This window comes from Dyella sp. SG609 (assembly GCF_012275375.1).
Lineage (GTDB): Bacteria > Pseudomonadota > Gammaproteobacteria > Xanthomonadales > Rhodanobacteraceae > Dyella_D > Dyella_D marensis.
The window spans coordinates 121,800-146,007 of record NZ_JAAZQJ010000007.1 but is presented as its reverse complement, the minus strand read 5'-3'; the positions used below and the strand labels follow the sequence as shown (position 1 = coordinate 146,007).

Genomic DNA, 24,208 nt, shown 5'->3' with positions numbered 1-24,208 from the left:
CTCAAGCTTATGCTCATTATCCCCGCCGCACCGCCAGAAAGCGGCTGTTGCGCAGCAACCCCGCCGAGACCAGCGACACCAGCACCCCGATCGGGAAGATCTCCGCGAAGGTCATCGGCAGGCGGTACATGGGGTTCGCGTACTGGACCTTGAACGCCTCCATCTCGGTGGTCAGTTTCGCCAGCGCCTCGGCGCTCGCGCCCTTGGCCTTCTGGCTGGCGATGATGGCCTGCGCGTAGGAGCTGGCGAAATCCATATGCATCATCGACTGCACCGCTTCCCACGCGGCCACGTAGAAGATGCCGGCGATGAAGCTGATGCCCAGCCCGACCCCGAGCGCGGGCCAGAAGCCGATCACCCCGCCGCGGTCCACGTCGCGGTGCCGCTTGATGCCGACGAACACCGCGCTCAGGGCGATCAGCATGGTGGTGTAGCCGACCACCATGCCGTATTTCAGCGGCGGCATGCCGGAGAACAGCACGAAGGTGGCGAGTTCGAAGCCGCCGACGACCAGGCCGGCGATCAGGCCGTACTTCAGGATGGTGCGCAACACGGTGCTGCTCCTCAGCGATGGATGGTGGCGCCATTGGCCGCGATCCGGCGTCCTGCGGCAATCGCCCGAATGGATGATTCGGGTGTTTTCACCTCAAAAGCAGCGGCCTCAGGGCACGATGCCCAGCTCGCGTGCCCGCCGGATTGCGTCGGTGCGACGCTTTGCCCCGAGTTTTTCGAACAGCCGCGCCACGTGGGTCTTCACCGTGTTCGGCGATACGTACAGGTGCGCGGCGATCTCCTTGTTGGAGTGGCCGGCGGCCAGTTCGTGCAGCACTTCCAGCTCACGGCCGCTGAGGCCCAGCGCCGTCTGCGCCTTGGGGTTGCCGTCGAAGGCGGGGGCTTCGGCGGGCCTGGCGAATACCCGTACCCCCAGCACGATGCCGAGCACCAGGAAGGCCGCGGCGATCAGGAACACATAGATGTCGCCGGAGTGCAGGCGCGCCATGCGCTGGTAGTCCAGCCACTGCAGGGCCAGCGTTCCCGCCGCCAGCAGCGCGCCGTAACCTGCCACCCGCTTCCACATCGCTGCCCCCCGGCTCCCCTTGAGAGGGGCATCTTAGCGCCGGGGCGCGGACGGCAGCGGGGCGCCGCGCTTACTTCTCCAGCGCCAGCAGCAACTGCTGGCGTCCGGCTTCCAGGATCTCCTCGGCCAGCGCCGGATCCGCCTCGGCCACCGCGCGCGACAACACCAAGGCGCCCACCAGCTGGCTGAAAAGCGCCACCGCCAGCTGGCGTTTCGCTTGCGGGTCGCCGTTGTCGATCAGGCTTGCCAACTGCTCGATATTCCATTGCAGGCCGTGCGCATACGACTGCCGCGCCTCCGCGCCGAGGCGGCGCACGTCGCCGGCATACGCGGTGAGCGGACAGCCCTGCTCGATATTGGCCAGGTGCTCCTTCGACAGGTACCACTCCACGTGCCGCTTCACCGGCGCGGCCTTGGCGGCTTTGGCGGCCTGCAGGCCGCAGTTGAACAGGGTGGCGCCGTCTTCCATCGCCTTGTCGATCACGGCGGCGACCAGGGCGTCCTTGGATTTGAAGTGGTTGTAGAAGCCGCCCTGGGTAAAGCCGGCGGCCTTGGTGAGCTCGGCCAGGCCCACCGCGGCGACGCCGCGTTCGCGGAAAAGCTTCTCCGCAGCTTCGACAATAGCCTTTTTGTTTTCAATGGCTTGCTGCTTGGTGACGCCCATGGGCGCGCTCCTTTCCGGTGGCCGTCTATCGGACCGATTAAAAAATACGATGGTGATCGCCATTGACAATCATCCGGGCGCGAGCGGATTCTACGCCACGTCAATGGTGATCGCCATTGTGAATCCCCTCCTGCAAGGACACCTCTCATGAAACTCAGCGGCAACACCATCTTCATCACCGGCGGCGCCTCCGGCATCGGCCGCGGCCTGGCCGAAGCGCTGCACCGGCGCGGCAACAAGGTAATCATCGCCGGGCGCCGGCGCGGGCATCTCGATGCCGTGATCGCGGCCAACCCCGGCATGGAGGCGGTCGAGCTGGACATCACCGATCCGGCCAGCATCGGGCGCGTCGCCGCGCAGCTGGTGCGCACGCATCCCGATCTGAACGTGCTGATCAATAACGCCGGCGTGATGCAGATCGACAGCGTGGGCGGCAAGGTCGACGACGCCATGCTCACCGCAACTGTCGACACCAATGTGCTCGGTCCGATCCGCATGACGTCCGCACTGATCGAGCATCTGAAGACCAAACAGAACGCGGTGGTTGGGTACACCAGCTCGGTGCTGGGCTTCGTGCCGCTGGCGGTGTCGGGTGTCTATTCGGCGACCAAGGCGGCCTTGCATTCCTATGTGCTGTCGCAGCGCTTCATGCTGCGCAACACTGGCGTGCGCGTGCTGGAGATCGCGCCGCCGTGGGTGCGCACCGAGCTGCTCAACAGCCAGGAGGCGGAGCAGGCGATGCCGCTGGACGAGTTCATCGCCGAGACCATCGAGGTGCTGGGCACCGATGTGGACGAAGTGCTGGTGGAGAACGCCAAGGCGTTCCGCGCCAACGTGGGGCCGAACGAGCATGGCTTCGTCAACGGCTTCAACGAGCAGGCCATGGCGCTGTTCGGCGCTGCCTGAAAGACATAAACGCTGAAGCAGGGAAGGGCCGGTTTCTCTTGCGGGAGGATCCGGCCCTTCGCCGTTTTATCCGGATGGCGATATGGCCAACCGGTTGCCACCACTGACTTCTGGCCCATAGGCAGCGGCGGCGGGCGGGTAGTCCAATGCCGGCCTTGGCTTCCCCCGATTTCCGTTCCCGATTTTCCGGCTCGTCGTGCTCGTGAACATCCACTTGGGAGGGGATATGCGTACATCGCTCGTACTCGCATCGATCTGCGTCGCCTTGATCGCCACCGCGGCACAAGCCAAGGAAATCGGCGACTACAGCAAGCTGCCCAAAGACCTCGCCGCCGCGGCTACCGCTTACGACGTCGCGCAGTTCAAGGCCGACAAGGCCGAACTCGAACGCGTGCTCGCCGACGATTACACGCTGGCCGGCACCGCCGGAAAGAACCTGACCAAGGCGCAGTTCATCGCCGACCAGACCGCGCCCGGCAACAAGACCATCTCGGTCAATCTCTACGATCAGGTCAGCAAGGTGTGGAGCGATGGCGCGGTGCTCGCCGGCATGGTGGATGCGAAGGGCAGCAGCCAGGGCAAGGAGTTCACTTTCCGCGGACGCTTCGTCGATGTGTGGGCGAAACGCAACGGGCAGTGGCAGGTGATCTTTACGCAGATCCATCCGGTCAAATAAGCACGCTTGAAGCGGCATGCGCAGTGCGAAGGCCCGCGGCAGACACGGGCCTTTTTTAGTGCGCCGATGCCGTGGTTCCGGCGGCCCTTGTGTTTACATATACAGAATGTATAGTCAATACAATCCGCCACGCTGGAGCCATCCGATGTCATACGTATTAGTCGTCGCCATCTCTCTCCACGTTCTCGCCGCCGTGTTCTGGGCAGGCAGTACCGCCGCGCTGGCACGCACCGGCGGCAGTGAAACGAAGCGCCTGTTCCGGCCGCAGATGGGAGCTGCCGCGGTTGCCATTCTTACGGGCGGCTATCTGTGGCATACGATCCATCAAGGAGCCGTCGGACCGATGGAGCGCAGCCTGATGATCGGCGCGTTGAGCGCCTTCGCGGCGCTGATCGTGCAGGTGGCGGTGGTGGGCGGCGCCTTGCGCGAGGCGCGCGCCGAAGCTGGCGATGCCGTCTTGCCCGCGCGCGTCCTGATCGCGCATCGCGTCGCCGCCGGCCTGCTGATGATTGCGATCGTGACGATGGCAGCAGCGCGTTACGTCTGATCTGCCTGGCGCTGGTGACCGCGCCGGCTCTCGCATAAATGCGGATACGGCGCTTGGCGATCGGTTGACAACTGCGGCCTGGAAGACGCCATAAGCGGTGCCCGTCCGCCGCAAGAATTTGGATCGCTCCAATCGAAAAGGCAGGTTCTCTCGCCGATTCGTATGATTCACGACCCAGTTCGCACTTCTTTGCGTAAACCGTAGATTGTCACGTTTCATTGACCGGCCCGCGTGATAGCGTCCCCCCGCCGTCGAATAGGGGCTCGGCGGCTATTCCTGGTAACTCGTTTGCACAGAAGCGCATCGCCGGTGCGGCGTAGGTTCTTGCCTGTTTTCCGACAGGCAGGAATGGGGACGGCTTGCTTCTCACAATCGTATTTGCAAGCAAACGTTCCTGTTTTGGGGAGTGTTTCGCGCTGCCCGGTGGTTTCTCATAACCCTTTGGAGAACACCGCAAATGAATAGTGCAAAGATGGGGCAAAAGCGTGCATGTCTGTGGCTCGCCGTGATGGGGCTGATCGGCGTAACCAGCGTGCATGCAGCTGATATGAAGCATCTCCAGGCGCAAAACCTGGGTGCTGCGCCGGGCAATCAGCTCGCCGCGAAGCTGGGCCTGAGCGCCGACAACACCTTCGTCGCGGGCAGTGCGGTCAAGACCGTGCAAGGCACGCAGAAGGTGCGCATGCAGCAGTACTACAAGGGCGTGCCGGTCTACGGCCGCAGCATCGCGGTCGAGCAGGACGCGGCCGGCAACTCGCTGACCGCCGACGGCGCCGTACTGCAGAACGTGCAGGTGGACCTGAGCTCGGTCACGCCGCGCTTGAGCACGGCGCAGGCCTTGTCGGCGCTGCGCGCCACCAAGGGCTTCCTGCCGACCAGCGCGACGGCGCCGCGCAACGAGCGCGCCGACCTGTACGTGTATCCGGATGCCAGCGGCCGCGCGCGGCTGGTGTACCTGACCTCGTATGTGGTCGACAGCCCCAAGGCCTCGCGCCCGACGGCCATCGTCGACGCCAACACCGGGCAGGTGATCAAGCAGTGGGAAGGCCTGACCAATGCCAATGCCACCGGCCCTGGCGGCAATGCCAAGACCGGCATGTACCAGTACAACGGTACGCAGTATCCGTATCTCAATGTCACGCAGTCGGGCAGCACCTGCACGTTCCAGAACGCGAACGTGAAGACCTACAACATGAACCACTCCACCAGCGGCACCGGCACGCTGTGGAGCTTCACCTGCTCCAACAGCGACGAGCCGGACGTCAACGGCGCCTATGCACCGATCAACGACGCCCACCACTTTGGCGGCGTGGTGCATGACCTCTACCAGAGCTGGTTCGGCGCACCGCCGCTCAACCAGGTGCTGGTGATGAAGGTGCATTACGGCAGCAATTACGAGAATGCCTTCTGGGACGGCAGCTCGATGACCTTCGGCGACGGCGCCACCACGTTCTATCCGCTGGTGTCGCTGGACGTGACCGGCCATGAGATCAGCCACGGCTTCACCGAACAGCACTCCAACCTGGAGTACAGCGGCCAGTCCGGCGGCATGAACGAGGCGTTCTCGGACATGGCCGGCGAAGCGGCCGAGTATTTCGACCGCAACGGCAACAACGACTTCCTGGTCGGCGCCGAGATCTTCAAGTCCAGCAGCGGCGCGCTGCGCTATATGTGCAACCCGACTCAGGACGGCTCGTCGATCGACAACGCGGCCGATTACTACGACGGCCTGGACGTGCACTACTCCAGCGGCGTGTACAACAAGGCGTTCTGCGTGCTGGCCAAGACCAGCGGCTGGAACACCCGCAAGGCGTTCGAAGTGTTCGAAGGCGCCAATGCGGTGTACTGGACCGCGACGTCGGACTACAAGGACGGCGCCTGCGGCGTGGAGAAGGCCGCGGTGGACAAGGGCTACACCAAGGCCGACGTGACCGCGGCGTTCACCGCCGTGGGCGTGAGCTGCTCGGGCGGCGGCGGTGGCGGCACCGCGTTGCAGAACGGCGTGCCGGTCACCGGCCTGTCGGGCTCCACCGGTACGCAGCTGGCCTATACCGTGGCGATCCCGGCGGGTGCGCGCAACCTGAAGATCGCGATCTCGGGCGGCAGCGGCGACGGCGACCTGTACGTGAAGTTCGGCTCCGCGCCGACCACGTCCAGCTTCAACTGCCGTCCGTACCTCAACGGCAACAACGAGAGCTGCAGCTTCAGCACGCCGTCGACCGGCACGTACTACGTGATGATCCGCGGCTATACGTCCTTCTCGGGCGTGACGCTGAAGGCAACCTGGACTCCCTGACCGGCATGCCGAAACCACCGCTGCGGCGGTGGTGAATCGTGCAGGGAAGTGAGTGCGAAGCCGGTGGGCGCGATGCGTCCACCGGCTTTTTCATGAAGTGGACGCCGCCACCGCGGCGGCGACATTGTCCAGCCGGTGGTCATCCACGGCGATGGCGAGGCCGTCGAAGCTGCTCCCGGCCAAGCGGGTCAGCGTTCGGCCCGGCGGCATTTCGACGGCCAGCCGCGCGCCGCGTTCCCAGGCCGCGCGCATGCTGTCCAGCCATAGCACCGGACGCGCCATATTGGCGGCAAGGTCGGCGGCGATGTGTTCGGGACGGAACAGCGGGCGGGCCAGGTTGCCGCTGAGACAGGCGATGCGCGGCCGCGCCAGCGGTACGCCGTCGAAGGCGCGCGCGAAGGCGGCGGCAGCCGCGTCGAGCAGGGCGCAATGCGACGGCACGGCCACGCGCAGGCGCTGGCTGCGCCTCGCGCCCAGCTTGCGCGCCTGTTCGGCGGCGATGGCCATCGCCTCGTCGCTGCCGGCGATGACCAGCTGGGTGTCACTGTTGATATTGGCGAGGTGGACCGGCCATCCATCCGCACGCAGCCCGGCGAGCAGCGATTCCAAGGCGGGAGCGGCGAGGCCATCGATGGCCGTCATGCCGTAGCCGTGCGGATAGGCCTGCTCCATCAGGCGCCCGCGCAGCGCGACCAGGCGCAAGGCATCGCCAAAATCCAGCGCCCCCGCGGTGACGGCTGCGGGAAACGCGCCGACCGACAAACCGCACACCATGGTGGGCAGCGCCCCCAGGGTGGCGAGCAGGCGCGCGGCGGCAACGCCGGCGATCAGCAGGCACAGCTGCACGGCCTCGGTGGAGCGCAGGCTGGCTTCGTCGTCCAGCGCATCGATGGAGCGGCCCAGCACGTCGGCGGCCCGATCCAGCGTCTCCCGCACGCCCGGCGTATCCGGCAGGCGATGCAGCATGCCGGGCCGCTGCGCGCCCTGGCCGGGAAAGGTGAAGAGGACGCTCATGGCGCCGCCGCGCCCCAGGGATCGGCCACCAGCCGCGGGCCATCACCGGTCTTCAGCAGCACCGGGCCGCCGCGCAGCCACTCGGCCAGCGCGAAACCGCCGTGGCCGGTATCCACCTGCGCATCCACACGCATCGGCATTGCAGCGAAATGATGCGACAGCTTCTGCAGCGCTGCGGGATCCGGCTTCCGCGGGATGCGCAGCAGCAGATCCAGGTCGCTGCTTTCGCGCAGCACCGGCAGGCCGCTCGCGATCGCAAAGCCGGCTCCGCCGGTGATGCCCCAGGCCCAGGGCAGTTCGTCGAGCAGCGGTGCCAGCACGCGCAGGGCAAGGCGGCAGCGATGGCCGGCGGCATCGCCCCAAGGTTCCCACGCGCGCGTACGCGCCAGGATTTCCGGCGGCGTGCGCCTTGTCATCGCGCTCGCCGGCAGATAAGCGGCATGCCGTTGATGGCGCTGCTCGCCACGCAGGCCCACCGGCACCAGGCCCGCTGGCGCACGTTCGCGGCGCACCACCAGCGGCGCGGCCGCAAACCAGGCCGCATCGACCCAGCCCGGAAGCGGCGAGGGCGAGCGCAGCACCTCGAGCGTGTCGCTTGCCCACAGCAGGTCGTGCGGACGCGGTGCTTCCCGTTCCGCCATCACCGCCGGTGGATTCGGCACGGCGGCCACGCGCTCAACCCACCAGGGCCTTGGTCGCCAGGAACAGCACCGACGGTCCAAGCAGGCAACCGAGGCCCGTATGGAACGTGGCGATCAGCGCGCCATACGGCACCAGCCGCCGGTCGGTCGCCGCCAGGCCGGCGCTGACGCCGCTTACCGTTCCCGCCAGGCCGCCGAAGATCATGGCCGAGCGCGGCGTCGACAAGCCCAGCGCACGCGCCGCCACGGGGGTAAAGACCATCACGATGATCGCCTTGACCAGCCCGGTGGCGATGCTCAGCGCCATCACGTCGGAACTGGCGCCGATCGCCGCACCGGTTACCGGCCCCACGATATAAGTGACCGCGCCGGCGCCGATCGTGGTCATGCTCACCGCGTCGCGATAGCCCATCGCATGCGCGATGGACGCACCGACGATGAACGGCAGCACGGTGCCGAGCAGCAGCGAGATCGCGCCGATCAGGCCCGCCTTGCGCGCCTCGTCCACCTGCACCTCGAAGGCGGTGGCGACGATGGCGAAGTCGCGCAGCATGGCGCCGCCCATCAGCCCGATGCCGGCGAACTGGGTCAGGTCCGCCAGGCCGTGCTGGCCGCCGGTCTGCACGCCGCCCCAGTACGCCAGCAGCAGGCCGATCAGGATCGCGATGGCCGAGCCGTGCACGCGCCCGAAAGTGAGCTTGCGCGACAGCAGCACGGAAGCCCACATCACCAGCCCTACCATCGCGAATGCCGCGACCAGCCCGTTCTTGTTGAGCATCTTGTCCAGCATTTCGAGCATGGGTGCGTCCTCAGCTCAGCGCTTGTTCGGTGGTGGATTCGGGCAGCGAGGTGTCGTCGCGGCCCGTGCGGGTGAGCAAGGCGATGCAGCCGCCGCACACCAGCACCGCGCCCAGCGCGGCCATCAAGGCCACGGGACCGCCGCGCAAGGCGGCGACCACATCCTGCTGCGCGGCCATCGCCACTACCACGGGGATGTACATCGCGCCCCAGTAGCCGACGCCGGCCTCGGTTTCCCTGGGCAGCGCGCCGCGGCGGTGCAGATAGATGCGCGCGGCGATCAGCAGCAGCATGGCGATGCCGACGCCGCCGACATTGGTGCCCACGCCGATCAGGCGGCCTAGCCCCTCGCCCAGCAGCAGGCCGGCCAGATAGCACAGGGCGAGCAGGGTGGTTCCGTAGACGATCACAAGCACCTCCACGCGCCGCGGCGCGCCATGAGTGGAAGACGATGCGCTAGCGCCATTGCGCGCGCAGGCGTGCGCGCACGTCGGCCGAGGCCTTGCGCAGCGGGCCGTGCAGGCGGCTTTCGAGGCCGCGGGAGGCGTCGCCGCGAATATCGGCGACCGCTTCGCGCAATACGTTCGCCACCTTGGCGATGGCATCGGCGCCGGGTGCCGCCGGGTTGTCGACGGCGAGCAGCCTCCACAGCAGGCCGAGCGAGGCATAGCTGTGGATGTCGTAAGCCATCGGGGGGATATCCGCGGCGAGCGCGTCGAGTTCGTCGACGCTGCGCAGGGTGATGCGCGCCGCCGCGTCGCGGCCCATGGCGTGCACCATGACCTGCGGGTCGTCGAACGCAATCAGCCGGTTGGCCTGATAGCCGTGCGCGAGGAAGGCGCCGGACATGGCCTTGCCGGCCAGCAGCGTGATCACCGGATGGCCATCCAGCCGTGCCGTGGCATAGGCGTCCGCGGCGGCGGCCAGCGCCTGGTGGATGCCATAGGCTTCCTCGTTGCGTCCATAGGCCTGGCTGGGCGTGTCGACCACCGCGACGATCGGCCGGCGCAGGTCGCGGTCGCGGTCGGCTTCGATGGCGTCGCGCACCGCCCGCGCCAGCGACCAGCCTTCGATCAGGCCGGTTTCGCCGCGGCGGGCGCGCGGGAACGGATTGTGCGGATCGGGCACCACCGCGATGTAGCGCGCCATGTCATCGCCGAGCTTTGCATCGGCCACGCGCAGCGAAGCCGCGTAGCCGGCCAGTGGTTCGGTGCCGCCCGTCAGTGCCTGCCACCACACGAGGCCGCGTTGGCTGGAGGTATTCATGCGCGCAACTCCTCGCCGAACGCGGCGATGACCTCGGCGGGCTCCGCCGGACGGGCGCCGTCGGCCTGCGACAGCGGCGGCAGGAACGCATCGTGGCGTTCGCTGCGGCAACGCCCGGGCCGGCCCGCGCGCATGCAGACCAGCAAGGCCTGGCGGATCTGCGCCGCATCGTCTTCCACGTAGCGGTCGGCCAGGCCGCTGCGATAGCGCTGCTCGCCGCCGCTCAGGCCCCAGATGGTGGCGCGGTCGCGCGAGTCGAACTCGGCGATGCCGGCCTCCTGTTCGATCACCGCCGGGCCGTTGAGGCCGAGCCGCGCTTCGCGCGTGACCAGCAGATAGCTGCACAAGCCGGCGGCGATCGACATGCCGCCATAGCAGCCGACCGGCCCGGCAACGATGCCGGCCACGGGCTGGTAGCGGCGCAGATCGACGATGGCGGCCTGGATTTCCGCGATGCCCGCCAGCCCGAGGTTGGCTTCCTGCAGGCGCACGCCGCCGGTTTCGAACACGATCGCGGCGCGGGTAGGGATGCCCTGGCGGTTGTCCTCGGCCGCCAGTTCCAGGCTGCCGGCGATCTTCGCCGCGGACACTTCGCCCATGCTGCCGCCCTGGAACGCGCCCTCGATGGCAAGCACCACGGCCGGGTTGCCATCCAGGAGGCCGCGCGCCACCACCAGGCCATCGTCGGCCTGGGTGACGATGCCTTGGCGCGGCAGCCATGGCGACGCCAACCGTTCGAATGGATCGATCAGCTCGCGGAAGCTGCCGGGATCGAGCAAGGCCTGCGCGCGTGCGCGGGCATGGAGTTCGGTGAAGCTGCGGCGGGCCAGCAGGCGTTGTGCGTCCATCGTTCAGTGCTCCTGCGCCAGTGCGTCGAAGGCTTGCGCGATGCGCAGGCTCACCACGCCGGGCGTGGCGCCGGAATCGTTGATCTGCAGCCGCACCGCCGGCCGCGTCGGCTCGGCGAACAGGCGTGCGAACAGCGCCGCCCAGGTGCGCTCCATGCCTTCGACCGAGGTGGTGACTTCGATGCTGATGTGCCGGTCGGCCGCCGGTTCCAGCAGCACTTCGAGGTCGCCGGAGGCGACCACGCCGGCCAGCGCGCGGCCATGCGCCGGTGCGGCGGCAGGGAAGGTGAAGGCGAGGGTTTGCATCGGCAGTCCTCTTAAGCGCGGGAGATGCGGTCCAGCAGCAGGCTGGCGGCAAGAAGGTCGGCGGCGCCGCCGGGGGAGACGTGGCGGCTCAGCAGTTCGCGGTCCAGGCGGCGCAGTTCGCGGCGGCCGGCCAGCGTGGCGCAGCCATGCGCCAGCGCGCGGCGGGCGCCCGCCTGCAGCGCCTGCAGCGCTTCCGGCCCGCCGCGCGACAACACGCAGGTGTCGTCCAGCGTGGCCATGATGGCGAGCAGGGCATCCAGCCGCGCCGCGTGTTCGGTGGCGCCTTGCGCCCGCGCGCCGCGCAGGGTCGGCAGGCCGTGTCCGAGCACGTGCGGGAAGCCGGCTTGCGCCTGGCCGCGTGCGCCGCCGACACCGTAGCGGCGGCAGGCGCGTTCGCCCGGGTGGCCGGTGTGTTCCGGCGCATGGCGATCGGGCATGCGCGCGAGCGAACCGGCGCGCGCGGCGATGGCCGCCGGTGTCAGCTCGTCCGGCGCTTGCGCCGCGGCCACGGCCAGCAGGCCCAGCGCCCAGATCGCGCCGCGATGCGTATTGATGCCGCCGGTCGCGGCCAGCATCGCGGCCTCGGCTTCGCGTCCCAGCGCGCCGATGCGCTCGCGCAGTGCGCTGCCGGCGGGTTGGCGATACGCGGCCAGCGCCATCGCCTGAAAGCCTGGGCGCAATGCATGCGCGGAGCGGCTCAGCAATTGCCAGTGCATGTCGCTGTGCGCGCCGCGATGGCGCGGATCGACCAGCCCCGGCTTGGGCGCAAGCATCACTTCGTCCAGCAGCGCGCCGGTGACCTGGCCGGCCAGCCAGGCGGCGAACTGCGCCTGCTCCGTGACGGCTGCCGATGAGCGGATGGCGGTTTCCATTACCAGCTCCGGTAGCGCGCAGGCGGCTGATACAGCCCGTCGGACCAGGCCACCAGTTCCGCCATGTTCTTCGCGGCAAGCAGCGAGCGGTCGGCTTCGCCGGGATGGATGCCCAGGTCCTCGGGCAGCGCGACCAGCCCGTCGCGGCGGAATTGCGCCAAAGCCTTCGGGTCGCGCTGCAGGCCGATCGGCGTGACGCCGGACACCGCGGCGATCATTGCCTTGCGCTGCTCCACCGACTCGGCCCTGTAGAGGTAGGCGATGCCTTCTTCGGTCAGCACGTGGGTGACGTCGTCGCCGTAGATCATCACCGGCGCCAGCGGCATGCCGGCCTCGCGCCCCACCGCCACCGCATCCAGCGATTCGACCACGCTGGGCTTGCCGCCGGCCTGGAACGTTTCCACCACTTGCACCACCAGCTTGCGGCCGCGTTGCAGCGGATCGTCGCCCTGGATCAGGTCCAGCCACGCCGGTGTGGCATGGCGGCGGCCGTGCGGATCGTGGCCCATGTTCGGCGCCCCGCCGAAGCCGGTGAGGCGGCCGCGCGTGACGGTGGACGAATTGCCCAGCCCATCCATCTGCAAGGTGGAGCCGATGAACAGGTCGACCGCATACTGCCCAGCCAATTGCGACAGCAGGCGGTTGGAGCGCAGCGAGCCGTCGCGTCCGGTGAAGAACACATCCGGACGCGCCGCCACATAAGCCTCCATGCCCAGCTCGCCGCCGAAGCAATGCACGCTGTCGACCCAGCCGCTCTCGATGGCCGGGATCAGGGTGGGATGCGGATTGAGCGCCCAGTGCCGGCAGATCTTGCCCTTCAGGCCCAGGCGTTCGCCGTAGGTGGGCAGGATCAATTCGATCGCCGCGGTATTGAAGCCGATGCCGTGGTTGAGCGATTGCACCTGGTGGCGTTCGTAGACGCCGCGGATCGCCATCATGGCCATCAGGATCTGGATCGGCGTGATCAGGCGCGGGTCGCGGGTGAACAGCGGCTCGATGAAGAACGGCTTGTCCGCCGGCACCACGAAATCCACCCAGGAGCCGGGAATATCGACGCGCGGCAGCTGGTCGACGATCTCGTTGACCTGGGCGATCACGATGCCGTCGCGGAAGGCGGCCGCTTCCACCAGGGCGGGCGTGTCCTCGGTGCTGGGGCCGGTATAGAGATTGCCTTCGCGGTCGGCGCTGTACGCGGCGACCAGCACCACGTTCGGCGAGAGATCGACGTAGAGCCGCGCGTACAGCTCGATATATGTGTGGATCGCGCCGATCTCCAGCAGCCCGTCTTCCAGGCATTGCGAGATGCGCAGGCTCTGCGTGCCGGCGAAAGCGAAATCCAGCTTGCGCGCGATGCCGCGCTCGAACAGGTCCAGATGCTCGGCGCGGCTGACGCTGGGAATGATCATGTGCAGGTCGTGCAGCCTGGCCGGGTCGGCCTGGGCCAATGCACGGGAGAGAAAATCCGCCTGCTTCTGGTTGTTGCCTTCCAGCACCACGCGGTCGCCCGGGCTGATCAGGCGTTCCAGCGCTTCGGTCAGCCGCGCGGCCGGCAGCTGGTTGCCATGGGCCAGGCCGCTGACGGCGGCGAGGCGGCGCTGCTTCTCGGTGCGGCGGGTGGTCCAGCGCGCGGTGGCTGCGGAGGGGGCCGTCATCGGGTGGCTCTCGCGGAAAAGGCGAGGGCGACTCTAGGCGGCGCCCGGTTGCGCTTCAATCAAGCTAAGCGTAATTTCATTAGCTTCAAGCTAATGATTGCCGGTGGCTGGGAGCGTGGCATGGCCATCGACGATGGCTTCACCCTGAAGAAGCTGGAGGTGTTCCTGGCCTTCATGCAGCTGGGCAACATGCCCAAGGTGTCGGAGCGGCTTTCCTACAGCGTGGTCAGCGTGCACCGCGCGTTGCATTCGCTGGAGCAGGCGGTGGGCTGTCCGCTGTTCAAGCTCGACGGGCGCAAGCTGATTCCGCTGCAGACGGCCTATGCGCTGGCCGAACATGCGCAGCGCGCCCTGCATGAGGCGGAGGAGGGCGTGCGGCGGGTGCGGGAGATCGCCGGCTTGTCCGCGCCGCGCCTGAAGGTGGGGTCGCTGTATTCGCTGACCACGCGCACGATGCCGCCCTTGCTGGTGCGCATGAAGCTGCGCAACTCGGCCCTGGACATCGACCTGACGCTCGGCTCCAACCGATTGTTGCTGGAGCAGCTGCGGGAAGGGCGGCTGGATGCCATCGTGATCGCGCTCAGCGAGCCGGTGAACGACGACCAGTTACTGGCCGTGCCTTTGTTCGAGGACAGCATCTTCTTCGCCGTGCCTGCCGATTCGCCTTACGCGCGGCGGAATTCGCTCGACCTGGCCGAGGTGCGCAACGAGAAGTTCGTCTGCCTGGAAGACGACTTCGCCACGGCGGCGAGTTTCCAGCAGGCGTTTCGGCGCGCGGGCTATCAGCCGCAGGTGGCGATGCGTGTAGGCGACATCTTCTCGCTGACCAACCTGATCAGCGGCGGCGTCGGCTACAGCCTGCTGCCGGGGCGGATGGAGTCGTTCAATGCACGCGTGCGGCTGATCCCGCTGGTGCCGCCGTATACGTCGCAGCAGACCATCACTTTGCTGATGCTGCGCAGGCGCGAGGGCGATCCATACCTGGTGACGTTGGCGGAAGAATGCCGGCGCCTGGCCGCGCTCGGCGGGGCGTAAGTCCCTGCCTCAAACCTTTAAGGCAGTCGCTATGAAGGCTTGGCGCGCAAGACCGGAATCTTGGTTGTTCCCCGCTATTTCCTGGTCTTTCCGACAAACCCGAGTGCGCGCACCCACTCCGCATCCCTCCGCGTCGTTTCCACCCGTTGCTTCCGGTAATGCCGCTCGGCCCGGTCCTGCACATAGGTGACCCAGCGCCGGAACCATCGCTCGCTGTGCTGCATATCGCGGATCAGCAGCGCCATCAGGCGGCGCCCGGCAGCAGGTGCGAAGCGCTTGAACAGGTCGTCGTCCACGCTGACGATCGCCTCGGTCGTGCCGGGATCGCCCTGGCGCGCACTGCGCCCGAACAGCTGCCGGTCCACCCGTGCCGATTCGTGGAACTCGGTGAGGATCACGTGCAGGCCGCCGCCGGCTTCGACCTCCTTGGTGAGCTTGATGTCGGTGCCGCGGCCGGCCATGTTGGTGGCGACGGTGATGCGGCCGGGCTGGCCGGCGTCGCCGACGATCTCCGCCTCGCCCTTGTCCTGCCGCGCGTTGAGCACGATGTGCTCGACGCCTTCTTGCTCGAACAGGCGCCCGAGTATCTCGGAGGCCTCGACCGATCGCGTGCCCACCAGCACGGCGCGCCCGTTCGCGGCCAGCTCGATCGCCCGCCGCGCCACCTCGCGCCAGCGCTGCGCGCTGTCGGCGCAGATGCGGTCCGCCAGCCGCCGGCGCCGGCTCGGCTTGTGCGTGGGAATCCGCGTGACCGGCAGGCCGTAGGTCTGCTTCACCTCCAGCGCTACTTCCTGCGCGGTGCCGGTCATGCCGCTCAGCAGCAGATAGCGCCCGAAGAACCGCTGATAGGTGATCTGCGCCAGCGTCCGCCGCTGGCCGGTGATCTCGCAGCCTTCCTTGCACTCGATCATCTGGTGCAGGCCGCGCTCCCAGGTGCGGTCCGGCATCACGCGGCCGGTGGATTCGTCGACGATCTGCACCTTGTCCTCGGCCAGGATGTAGTCCTGGTCGCGGGTGAAGCAATGCACGGCCGACAAAGCCTTCTGCACGAACTCGTCGCGCCACAGCGGGGAGCGCCACAGGCCGCCGAACGACGCCGTCAGTTCGCGCACGCGTTGCCGGCCGGTTTCGGTCAGCCAGATATCGCGGCGCGGGCCCTTGATGTAATCCGTACCCGCCTGAAGCGTCCGCGCCAGCTCCACCGACTGCGTATAGACGGCCGGATCGAGATCGTCCGGCAGCGTCTCGGAAATAATCAGCGGCGTGCTGGCCTCGTCGATCAGCACGCTGTCGGCCTCGTCGATGATGGCGAAATGCAGGCCGCGCAGGATCGGCGGCTCCCCGCGCGCGCCGCCGGCCAGCTCGCGCAGGCGCTGCTGGGTTGCCGAGATTTCCCCCAGCGCAATGCAGTCCTTCAGATAGTCGAACGTCAACTCCTTGTTCGATACATAGGCGATGTCGCAGGCATAGGCCTTGCGCCGGTCCGCCACCGCCATGTCCTGCAGCACCACGCCGGCGCTCATGCCGAGGAAATCGAACAGCGCGCGGTTGTGTTCCGCATCGCGCTCGGCGAGATAGTCGTTCACCGTCACCACGTGCACCGCGGCGCCCGTCGCGGCCGCGGCGCAGGCGGCGAGGGTGGCGGCCAGGGTCTTGCCTTCGCCGGTGGACATCTCCGCCAGCCGCCCTTGCAGCAGCGCGCGGCCGGCGAGCAGCTGCACGTCGTGATGGCGCATTCCCAGGGTGCGGCGCGAGGCTTCGCGGATCAGCGCGAATGCCTCCGGCAGGATCGCATCGGTAAAGCCTTCCAGATGCATGCGGTGGGCGGCGGCACGCAGGCGTTCGCGCACCTGCTCGTCGCTGGCCGCACGTGCGGCCTCCTCGCGCGCTGCCGTGGCGGCCAAGAAATCACGCACGCGTCGCCGGTCGAACCTCGGCAGGCTGTCGAGCATCGCCCGCAGCCGGTCCTCCCAGCGCGAGCGCTTCGCATCCAGCCGTTCCAGATAAGGCCCATCGCCCAGCCGCAGATCCCGATCCGCCAGCAGGGCGCGCACGTCAGACACCGAAATGCCCCAGGAACACCTGCCGCAGGCGCCGCAGGCCCTGGCGCGCCAGCGATTCGCTGCCATGGTCGAAACGCACGTGCACGCGCTCGCCGAACGGCGGCGCGATGCCGGCGGGCAGGGCGACGTCGACGATAAACACGCGCTGCAGCGTCTTCACGCCGTTGTTGTCGTTCGGGTTGGTGGGAATGGCGCCGCCGCCGTTGAGCCCCAGCGCCGCGGTGGGCAATTCGTCCACCGCGCCGGGGAAGCTGCGCACCACGCGGGAGGCGCGTTCCTCGCCCAGCGAATCGGCCAGGCGCAAGCGCACGCCGTGCAGGCGCTGGTGCACCAGATCGATATCGTCCTGCTGTACCACCACCCGCACCATCAGGTCGCGCGGCGCCAGCACGTAGCCGAGCAGCTCGCCCTTCTTGTAGTAGTGGCCCGGCATGTCCTGCGGCGTGGCGGCGATCAGGCGGCCGTCGCCGCCGGCATGGCCGATCAGGCGCGCGGCGCGCAGTTCCGCCCGTTCGAGCACTTCGCGCGCTTCGGCCAACTGGCGCCCGCTGACCTGGGCTTTCACCGGGTCGATGAAGGCATCCGCGTCGTAGCGCGCCTGCGCTTCGTCCAGCTTGGCCCGGTCGACCGCGAGCTCCGCCTGCAGCTGCGGGTTGTCCATCAGGTAGACGGACTGGTCGCGCCGCACGGCCTGCTCCGGCGCCGCCATCCAGGCATGGAAGAAGCCGTTCTCCTGCGCGTGCAGCATGGAGCGGTCCGGCAGCCACACCACGCCTTCGGCGCGCGTATGCAACGGCACCGGCACGAACAGCAGCACGGCGAGCAGGACGCCAACCGCGACGGCGGTGCGGCGATAGGCACGGGCACGCACGCGATGCAGCGCACCGGCGGTGCGCAGATGCTTCAGCCCCTTGCGGATCGGCCCCACCAGCAGGCCATACGCGCTCCAGCACGCCATCAGCGCGCCGACGATGAAGTACTTGCCCGCCACCAGGAAGATCACCGACAGCGTCACCGTAGTGCGGTAGAACCATGCCAGCGGTGCATAGAAGAACAGCCAGCGCTGCTCGGCCGGCGTCTCGTCCGGCTTTACCGCGTCGGTGGAGCCGAAGGCATGGCGGTCCAGCAGCCAGGTCCACCAGGCGGTGCCGCGCTGGGCCAGGTTGGGCATCTCGATCAGGTCGGCCAGGATGTAATAGCCGTCGTAGCGCAGCAGCGGGTTGCCGTTGACCAGCAAGGTGGACACGCCGCCGATCACCATCACGTTGAACGCCACCGCGCGCAGCACGCCGGGTTCGGCCGCCAGCCACACGTAGAGCGCCAGCGCGGCAAGAAGCAGCTCCACCAGCATGCCTGCGGCGGCCACTAAGGCGCGCCGGTACTTCGACGGAAACGCCGCGGACGACGACGCCTCCACGTACGGCACCGGCGCGAAGATCAGGAACATCACGCCCAGCTCGCGCACCGCGCCGCCCCAGCGTTTCACCGCAAAGCCGTGCCCCAGCTCGTGCAGCAGCTTCACCACCGGATACACCGCCAGCATCACCAGCAGGTTGCTCGACGACAGCACGCGGTCGGAGAGGTTATGCGTCAGCTCGCCCCAATGCTGCGCCGCCAGCACCGTGGCCGGCAGCATCACGGCCAGCCACAGCAGTGCGCCGACCGGGCCGAAGCACCACGAGAGGTAGGGCGACAGGCGGGTAAGGAAGCGGTCGGGATTGAGCAGCGGCAGCTTCACGCTCATCGGATTGAGCAGCCACTGGCGGATGGTCTCGGTGCGCTTGCGCTTGTGGCGGTCCAGTGCTTCGGCGGAATCCGGCGCCACGTCGGTCTGCAGCAGATCCGCGCCATGCAACTGCACCAGCAGGTCGACCACTTCCGGCTGCGTGCATGCATCGCGCGATTCGGAGGTGTTGGCGCGCTCCCACAAGGCCTGCACGGTCTGGCGCCCATCCATGCCCGCGATGAATGCATACGCCGCGGTGGACAGGCGATAGACGCGCCCGCCGGTCTGGTCCTGCACCACGTACCAAGGCTTGCCGCGGAACACCACGCGCTGCACCGTGGCATACGGCATCAGCCGCGGCCGCAGCTGCGCCACGCTATGCCAGGACGGACTGAACGGACTGCGCGCCATGGGCTACAGGCCCCAGCTCCACAGATTCAGCCGCAGCCAGTCGAACAGGCCATGCAGCAGCACCCAGCCCAGCTTGCGCCGGCCCGCACCGATCTTGCCGACGCCTTCCATGCCCGGCAGCAGCAGCGGCGAATCCTGCTTCAGGCGCGCCTCGACGCGGTAGAAGTTGCGGCCGTCCTGCGCGGTGGCCACCGGCATGATCTTGGCGACGGTGAACGGCATCGGCGCGCCGGCCAGGCCGGTGATCACCAGCTGGCCGTCCTGGCCTTCGCGCACCTGGGCGATATCGCGCTCGTCCACTTGAAGAATGATGCGGTAGCTGTGCAGCGGCGCGATCTCGAACAGCTTCTTGCCGGCTTCCAGCGGCGTGCCGATCTGCTGGCTCAGGTCGCCGGTGACCACCACGCCGTCGTACGGCGCCAGCACCTTTACCCGCGACAGCTTGTCGTCCAGCAGGTCCAGCTGCGCCTGCGCCTCGCGCAACTGCGCGCCGACCACCTGCATGGCGGTGAGGTCGTGCCCGGCCATCGCCTCGCGCAGCTTGTTGTCGTACTGATCGCGCTCGCTGGCCCACTTGCTGCGTTCCACGCGCAGATCGTGGTCGTCGAGCTGGGCCAGCGGCTGGCCCTTGGCGACGGTGTCGCCGGCACGCACGAAGCTGGCGGCAAGAAAACCTTCGAATGGCGCGGCGGCGACGCGCTGGATCTCGCCTTCGGTGACGGTCTTGGCGGAGACGCGGTACGGCACCGGCAGGAACACCAGCACGGCCAGCAGCAGCGCCGCGGCCAGCGCGCCGGCCTTCCACAGCAGATAGCGCGGGCCGAGCAAGGCGGCCAGGAAACGGCGGCCTTCGTCGCGCAGGCGCTGCCACGAGCCGCGCTCCGCATCCACGCGCTGGGCGATCACCGGCGCCAGCAGCGCGCCGAAGGTGTCCATCCATTTGCGCTCGTCGTCGCCGAACGGCGTCGGCGCTTCGCGCTCGATCGTCACCACCGCCACGCAGCGGGCCTGCTGCGCGATCGGCAGCGAGAGCAGGCGGCCGGCGCCGGTGCGCTGCAGCAGGGCGGTATGCGCGCGGAAGCTGTCCGGCGCCTCGTGTTCGGGCGCCGCCGCTTCCACCGGCTGGGCCAGGTCGCAGCACTCGTTCATCGCGGCGGCATAGGCGTGCACCAGCGGCGAGGATTTCTCGAACGTGGCCGCTTCCGACAGCGCCGTGAGCCTGGCTTCGCCATGGCGCATCAGGCCGATCGCCACGCGCGTGCCGCCGAAACGCCGGCGCAATTCGTTGCTGAGGTCGAACAGCGCCTGCTGGAAGCGTTCGTGGCGCAGCGCAATCGCTATGGCTTCGAGCACGCCCAGCGAGCGCACGCTCGAAGCGAGCGCGGCATCGTGCTCGCGCCGCGCGAACAGATTGCTGAGCCAGGCGCTGCCCCAATGCAGCTCGCGCAGCAGCAGCGGCAGGCTTTCGTCGTGCGCATTCAGCTCCAGCACCACCGCGCCGGCCACGCGGTCGTGCACCGACAGCGGCGCCGCTACATGCCACAAGCCCGCAGGTTCGGCGCAGGGCTGCACCACCACGCGGCGCTCGGCCAGCGTGCGCTGCACCGCTTCGCCCATGCGCGCCATATCGCTGTTGGCCTGCGGAAACACCGCGATCGGCACGAAGTTCTGTCCGTCCGCGGATTCGACCAGGATCGCCGCCTGCGCGATCACCGCGAACTTGTCGCGCAGCACCGCCAGCCACGCGTCGCAGAATTCGGCCGAGGTGCGCGCGGTGATGAAGCGCGTCCAGCCGTCCAGCGGCAAGGGCGTGGGCGCGGAAGGATCGGGTGTGGCGGGCAGGGCGTTCATCGCGGCGCGCGCTCCGGCTTGAGCGAGGCGGTAGCGTTCATGCGCGCGGGCACGAAGCACTGATCCAGCTCGTCGATATCGGCGATGCTCAGGTCGCCCAGGGTCGCCCGCAGCTTGATGTATGCAGTGAGCTGCTGGTAGCGGCCCTTGCGCATGTCGCGCTGGGAAGCGGCGATCTGCTGTTTCGCGGCGAGGGTGTCGGCTTCGGTCTTCAGGCCGCGGTCGGTGCCGCGCTCGGCCACCGCCAGCGCGCGTTGCGCCGAGGCGATGGCGATGCGCGCGGCACGCGCCTTGGCCAGGCCCGCGCGCCAGGCGAGAAAGGAAGTTTTCACGTTGAGGACGGCCTGCCGCCGCGCGGCTTCCAGGTCGTCGCGCGCCTTGTCGCGCAGGGCCAGCGCTTCGGCGACCTTGGCCGACTGCGTGCCGCCGGAATAGATCGGCACGTTGAGCTGCAGGCCGACGGTAAAGGTGCGGATGCGATAGCCGGCCTGGCCGGGAAAGTTGCCGACGTTCTGGTCGGTGTTGCCGTAGCTGGCCACCATGTCCAGGGTCGGCTGGTGGCCGGCGCGCTGCTTGCTCACTTCGTCCTCCGCCGCGGCGACCGCGCGCGCGGCGGCGCGCAGGGCGGGACTGCTGGCGTCGATCTGGCCCAGCCAGCTGTCGATGTCGTTGCCGATCAGGTCGGGCAGTTCGAGCTGGTCGTCCAGATACGGCTGCTGCAGGTCTTCCGCCGGACCCACCCACTGTTCGAGCGCGGCCAGCTTGGTGGCGTGGTCGGCCTGCGCCGACTCCGCATCGGCCGCGGCTTCCTCGTACTTGGCGTGCGCGTCCTCGGCCTGCGGTTCGCCTTGCGCGCCCAGTTCCACGGCGCGGCGCGCGATATCCCACTGCGCGCGCAAGGCGTCGCGCTGCGCGGCGGTGAACTCCACCGCGTCGCGCGCTTCCATCAGGTCGAACCAGGCGGAGGCCAGCTTCTGGTACAGCTGCTGCTCGGTGTCCTTGAGCTGGTATTCGCTCTGCCGCTCCACTTGTTCGGCCTGGTGCAGGCTGGCGGTGTTGGCGGGGCGCCACAGCGGCTGGGTCAGGCTGAGCTGGCCGGTGTCGCCGTGATAGCGGTCGTGCAAGGTGTGGGTGACGCGGTCCAGCGTGTCGTAGCGGCGGCGGTTGCCATTGCTGCTGGCGGTGGCGGAGATCTGCGGCAGCATCGCGCCGAAGGCCTGGCGCGTGCGCGCCTGCGAAGCGTCGAGGCTGGCCTTGGCGGCGCGATAGCCGGGCTCGCTGTCGTGGGCGATGGAAAACAGTTCGCCGAGCGAGGTGACGGTGTCGGCGGCAAGCGCCGGCACCGCCACGAGCAGGCTGGCGCACAGCAGCGCCAGCGGCAGGGCGCGGCGGCGCACCGGCGATCCTCCGGGACGTACCGGAACCTGCTCCCTCGCGTAAAGACTTTCGCGTCGCACCTCAAATCCCTTCGTAGTGCCCGGAGGGAGAGGCCGGTCCGTCGTGGACCGCAACGACTGGACACGCACCGGAAACCGCACGGTGCGTTCTGGCGTCAGTTCCGACGATTTCCCCCTGAAGCGCAGGCATTCTGGCATCGGCCCGGGGGTGTGCCAAGGGCTGGCGCGTTCAGGTTTTCCGCAAGGTTTTGCGAGTGGCGCGGCGCCTCGCATTTCGTCATCCCGGCGCAGGCCGGGATCCAGTAGCGGCGATATCCGGTTGTCGCGAAAAGGCTTAAGAGCCTCGCTCTTGTCTGCTTTTGCATCGACAAACGTTTTCGCCACTGGATGATTCGCTTCGCTCACCCCTTCGGGGCCGCCCTGCGGGCGTTCTTCGCACTGCGCGCTCGTCCGGCCTACGCCGGGATGACGGCTCTGATGTGAGGCTTCGAAGCATCCAAACTTGCGCTACCATCCCGCCTCGTTCACCAGCGCGCGGCGCATCCAGCGCCAGTCTCAGGGGGAGTCATGAAGCGCATCATGGGAGCGGCCGTACTGGCGGCCGCCTTGCTGGCCGGCTGCCACACCACCGGCCAGAAAATCACCACGCTCGATCCGGGCAACAGCCGCGACCAGGTGGTCGCCACCCTGGGCCGTCCGGACGCCTTGAGCACGATGGGCGATTTCGAGGTCTACACCTATCTGGCGCGGCACCGCTCGCGCATGTCGGTGACGCACACCGACTACACCGTGGTGATGAAGGAAGGGCACGTGGTGCAGTTCGGGCCGGGGCTGGCGCGGCGCGAAGGGCTGCACAACGTGGTGATCGTGCCGCCGGAATCGTAAGGGCGCGGCGCGGTCTCGCGCCGCGTTTCCTCAGGGCGTGGGTTGGGCAGGCGGCTGTGGCGAAGGCTGCGCGGATGCCTGCTCGGGCGGCTGCGCGGATGCCTGGTAGGTGGGAAAACCCTCCGGCACGCGGTTGTCCCGCGGCACCGCCTTGCCGATCAGCTTCTTGTCCGACAGGCCCCCCACCTGCGCGGGCGTCTGCCCGTCGCACAGATGGGTTTCGGTATGGCCGTGGTTGTCGACCAGCACACCGCTGCTTTCGTAACCGACCGCGCCCTCCGCGGGCGAGCTGGTTTCCGAGAACACCGTGAAGCTGGAGCGGCCGTCGCTGAGGCGCAGATAGGTCAGCGTGCCGCCGGCGCCATTGCTCGCCTGGTTGCCGCTGGCGAACAGCCGCGGCGGCACCGGTTCGCGTTCGTTGGGGAAATCCGCTTCCAGGTTGCGCTCGGTGCCGTAGCGGTAGCGCAGCTCGTCGTAGGTGTCGTTGCCGGGCTTGCCGCAGACGGCGATCTGCTTCTGGCCGGAGGAGCAGGCGAACAGCGTGGTCTGGTCGGCGGGGCAGAGGCTGCCCTGGGTGGGGCCGTCGGAAGAGGATTGCGCGTGGACGTCCGGCGAGCCTGCTGCACACAGGCAGGCGATCGCGAGGGTATACAGCGAAAAACGGCGATCCGGTGTCATGAGGTTTTCCCCGCGGTTCAAGGCTGCTTGTAAGTGGGAAAGCCGGGCGGCACTTTCGGGTCCAGCGGCACCGCGTCGCCCAGGAACTTCGGGTCCAGCAGCATGCCCGAATAGGTGCGCGCCTGCGCATCGCACTTGCGCGTGGCGAGCAGCTTGCCATGCCTTTCGACGATGACGCCGCTGCGCTCGCTGGCATCGGTGCCCTGATAGGTAGGATTGACCGCCTCCGCGTACACCGTATAGCTGGTGTCCCCATTATTCAGGCGCAGGTAGACCAGGGTTCCCCGTCCGCCGTCGCCGAGGCTGTTGCCGCCGGCAAATTCGCGCGGGGGCATGGGCCGGGCGGGGAACTCCAGCTCCGTGTTGCTGCTGCTGCCAAAACGGTAATGCAGCGTGCCGAACGGCGAGCCGCCGGTGGCGGCCGCGCACACGGCGATCTGCTTCTGTCCCGAAGGGCAGGCGAACATCACGGTCTCGCCGGCATGGCACAAGGTGCCTTCCACCGGGCTGCCGAAGTACGACTGGGCCTGAGCATGGGGCATGGCTCCGGCGACAAGCACCCACAGCGCCAGGGTCCTTGAGCAAAAAACGCGTTCCG

At 68.2% G+C, this 24,208-nt stretch carries 24 protein-coding genes; 6 read left to right on the top strand and 18 right to left on the bottom strand.

All coding sequences use genetic code 11. The features are described from left to right. Positions 1-16: 16 nt before the first annotated feature. From FHW85_RS14365 to FHW85_RS14355, 3 genes are all read right to left on the bottom strand, one after another. A complete protein-coding gene (locus FHW85_RS14365; protein ID WP_168648696.1) occupies positions 17-553 on the bottom strand; it encodes a DUF4199 domain-containing protein in 537 nt (178 codons plus the stop codon). A 108-nt stretch (positions 554-661) separates the two neighbouring features. Further along, positions 662-1,066, bottom strand: coding sequence for a response regulator transcription factor (locus FHW85_RS22510; protein ID WP_343203706.1), 405 nt, complete (start codon positions 1,064-1,066; stop codon positions 662-664). A gap of 82 nt (positions 1,067-1,148) precedes the next feature. Next, a complete protein-coding gene (locus tag FHW85_RS14355; RefSeq protein ID WP_168648694.1) occupies positions 1,149-1,742 on the bottom strand; it encodes a TetR/AcrR family transcriptional regulator in 594 nt (197 codons plus the stop codon). 147 nt (positions 1,743-1,889) lie between these two features. On the opposite strand from FHW85_RS14355, the gene FHW85_RS14350 reads away from it, so the two are divergent. From FHW85_RS14350 to FHW85_RS14335, 4 genes are all read left to right on the top strand, one after another. Continuing rightward, positions 1,890-2,648 carry an SDR family NAD(P)-dependent oxidoreductase gene (locus FHW85_RS14350; RefSeq protein WP_168648693.1) on the top strand — a complete coding sequence of 253 codons (759 nt, stop codon included), beginning with the start codon at positions 1,890-1,892 and terminating at the stop codon, positions 2,646-2,648. A gap of 226 nt (positions 2,649-2,874) precedes the next feature. After that, positions 2,875-3,324, top strand: a complete 450-nt coding sequence (locus tag FHW85_RS14345) for a nuclear transport factor 2 family protein (RefSeq protein WP_167256138.1) — start codon at positions 2,875-2,877, stop codon at positions 3,322-3,324. Positions 3,325-3,469: 145 nt separating this feature from the next. Further along, the gene (locus FHW85_RS14340) at positions 3,470-3,871 is read left to right on the top strand and encodes a hypothetical protein (protein WP_168648692.1); all 402 of its coding nucleotides are present in this window, start codon (positions 3,470-3,472) and stop codon (positions 3,869-3,871) included. 547 nt (positions 3,872-4,418) lie between these two features. Then, the gene (locus FHW85_RS14335) at positions 4,419-6,167 is read left to right on the top strand and encodes a M4 family metallopeptidase (protein WP_246866766.1); all 1,749 of its coding nucleotides are present in this window, start codon (positions 4,419-4,421) and stop codon (positions 6,165-6,167) included. Between the two features lie 90 nt (positions 6,168-6,257). On the opposite strand, the gene mdcH is transcribed toward FHW85_RS14335, so the two are convergent. From mdcH to mdcA, 9 genes are read right to left on the bottom strand one after another with little or no spacing between them, the layout of a single operon-like run. Next, positions 6,258-7,181, bottom strand: a complete 924-nt coding sequence (mdcH, locus tag FHW85_RS14330) for a malonate decarboxylase subunit epsilon (RefSeq protein WP_168648690.1) — start codon at positions 7,179-7,181, stop codon at positions 6,258-6,260. After that, on the bottom strand, positions 7,178-7,852 hold the full coding sequence (locus FHW85_RS14325) for a malonate decarboxylase holo-ACP synthase (RefSeq protein ID WP_210427806.1): 675 nt from the start codon (positions 7,850-7,852) through the stop codon (positions 7,178-7,180). Before FHW85_RS14325 ends, mdcH begins: the two co-directional genes overlap by 4 nt. A 4-nt stretch (positions 7,853-7,856) precedes the next feature. Beyond that, on the bottom strand, positions 7,857-8,621 hold the full coding sequence (gene madM, locus FHW85_RS14320; RefSeq protein ID WP_168648689.1) for a malonate transporter subunit MadM: 765 nt from the start codon (positions 8,619-8,621) through the stop codon (positions 7,857-7,859). A 10-nt stretch (positions 8,622-8,631) separates the two neighbouring features. After that, positions 8,632-9,030 (bottom strand): malonate transporter subunit MadL, encoded by a 399-nt coding sequence (gene madL / locus FHW85_RS14315; RefSeq protein ID WP_167256128.1) that lies wholly within the window; start codon positions 9,028-9,030, stop codon positions 8,632-8,634. A 46-nt stretch (positions 9,031-9,076) separates the two neighbouring features. Next, the gene (gene mdcE, locus FHW85_RS14310) at positions 9,077-9,886 is read right to left on the bottom strand and encodes a biotin-independent malonate decarboxylase subunit gamma (RefSeq protein WP_168648688.1); all 810 of its coding nucleotides are present in this window, start codon (positions 9,884-9,886) and stop codon (positions 9,077-9,079) included. Then, complete coding sequence (locus FHW85_RS14305) at positions 9,883-10,734, bottom strand: biotin-independent malonate decarboxylase subunit beta (protein ID WP_168648687.1); 852 nt, start codon at positions 10,732-10,734, stop codon at positions 9,883-9,885. Before FHW85_RS14305 ends, mdcE begins: the two co-directional genes overlap by 4 nt. A gap of 3 nt (positions 10,735-10,737) precedes the next feature. After that, positions 10,738-11,040 carry a malonate decarboxylase subunit delta gene (locus tag FHW85_RS14300; protein WP_167256123.1) on the bottom strand — a complete coding sequence of 101 codons (303 nt, stop codon included), beginning with the start codon at positions 11,038-11,040 and terminating at the stop codon, positions 10,738-10,740. An 11-nt stretch (positions 11,041-11,051) separates the two neighbouring features. Further along, positions 11,052-11,912, bottom strand: a complete 861-nt coding sequence (locus tag FHW85_RS14295; RefSeq protein WP_168648686.1) for a triphosphoribosyl-dephospho-CoA synthase — start codon at positions 11,910-11,912, stop codon at positions 11,052-11,054. Beyond that, entirely contained in the window at positions 11,912-13,564 is a 1,653-nt protein-coding gene (gene mdcA, locus FHW85_RS14290) for a malonate decarboxylase subunit alpha (RefSeq protein ID WP_167256119.1), read from the bottom strand. Before mdcA ends, FHW85_RS14295 begins: the two co-directional genes overlap by 1 nt. A gap of 120 nt (positions 13,565-13,684) precedes the next feature. Between mdcA and FHW85_RS14285 the strand changes: the two genes are divergently transcribed. Further along, positions 13,685-14,599: a LysR substrate-binding domain-containing protein gene (locus FHW85_RS14285; protein WP_168648685.1), complete on the top strand. Its 915-nt coding sequence runs from the start codon at positions 13,685-13,687 to the stop codon at positions 14,597-14,599. 74 nt (positions 14,600-14,673) lie between these two features. Here FHW85_RS14285 and FHW85_RS14280 read toward each other — a convergent pair whose 3' ends face one another. From FHW85_RS14280 to FHW85_RS14265, 4 genes are read right to left on the bottom strand one after another with little or no spacing between them, the layout of a single operon-like run. Next, positions 14,674-16,662 (bottom strand): preprotein translocase subunit SecA, encoded by a 1,989-nt coding sequence (locus tag FHW85_RS14280; protein ID WP_168648684.1) that lies wholly within the window; start codon positions 16,660-16,662, stop codon positions 14,674-14,676. Next, positions 16,655-18,799 carry a peptidase M50 gene (locus FHW85_RS14275; RefSeq protein ID WP_168648683.1) on the bottom strand — a complete coding sequence of 715 codons (2,145 nt, stop codon included), beginning with the start codon at positions 18,797-18,799 and terminating at the stop codon, positions 16,655-16,657. The genes FHW85_RS14280 and FHW85_RS14275 overlap by 8 nt, the downstream gene beginning before the upstream one ends. 3 nt (positions 18,800-18,802) lie before the next feature. Beyond that, positions 18,803-20,650: an HlyD family efflux transporter periplasmic adaptor subunit gene (locus tag FHW85_RS14270; RefSeq protein ID WP_168648682.1), complete on the bottom strand. Its 1,848-nt coding sequence runs from the start codon at positions 20,648-20,650 to the stop codon at positions 18,803-18,805. Next, positions 20,647-22,047, bottom strand: coding sequence for a TolC family protein (locus FHW85_RS14265; protein ID WP_168648681.1), 1,401 nt, complete (start codon positions 22,045-22,047; stop codon positions 20,647-20,649). Before FHW85_RS14265 ends, FHW85_RS14270 begins: the two co-directional genes overlap by 4 nt. Positions 22,048-22,614: 567 nt before the next feature. On the opposite strand from FHW85_RS14265, the gene bamE reads away from it, so the two are divergent. Then, the gene (gene bamE / locus FHW85_RS14260) at positions 22,615-22,932 is read left to right on the top strand and encodes an outer membrane protein assembly factor BamE (RefSeq protein WP_168648680.1); all 318 of its coding nucleotides are present in this window, start codon (positions 22,615-22,617) and stop codon (positions 22,930-22,932) included. 30 nt (positions 22,933-22,962) lie between these two features. Here bamE and FHW85_RS14255 read toward each other — a convergent pair whose 3' ends face one another. Next, entirely contained in the window at positions 22,963-23,610 is a 648-nt protein-coding gene (locus tag FHW85_RS14255; protein WP_168648679.1) for a hypothetical protein, read from the bottom strand. A gap of 17 nt (positions 23,611-23,627) precedes the next feature. Continuing rightward, the gene (locus FHW85_RS14250) at positions 23,628-24,152 is read right to left on the bottom strand and encodes a hypothetical protein (RefSeq protein ID WP_168648678.1); all 525 of its coding nucleotides are present in this window, start codon (positions 24,150-24,152) and stop codon (positions 23,628-23,630) included. Positions 24,153-24,208 lie beyond the last annotated feature (56 nt).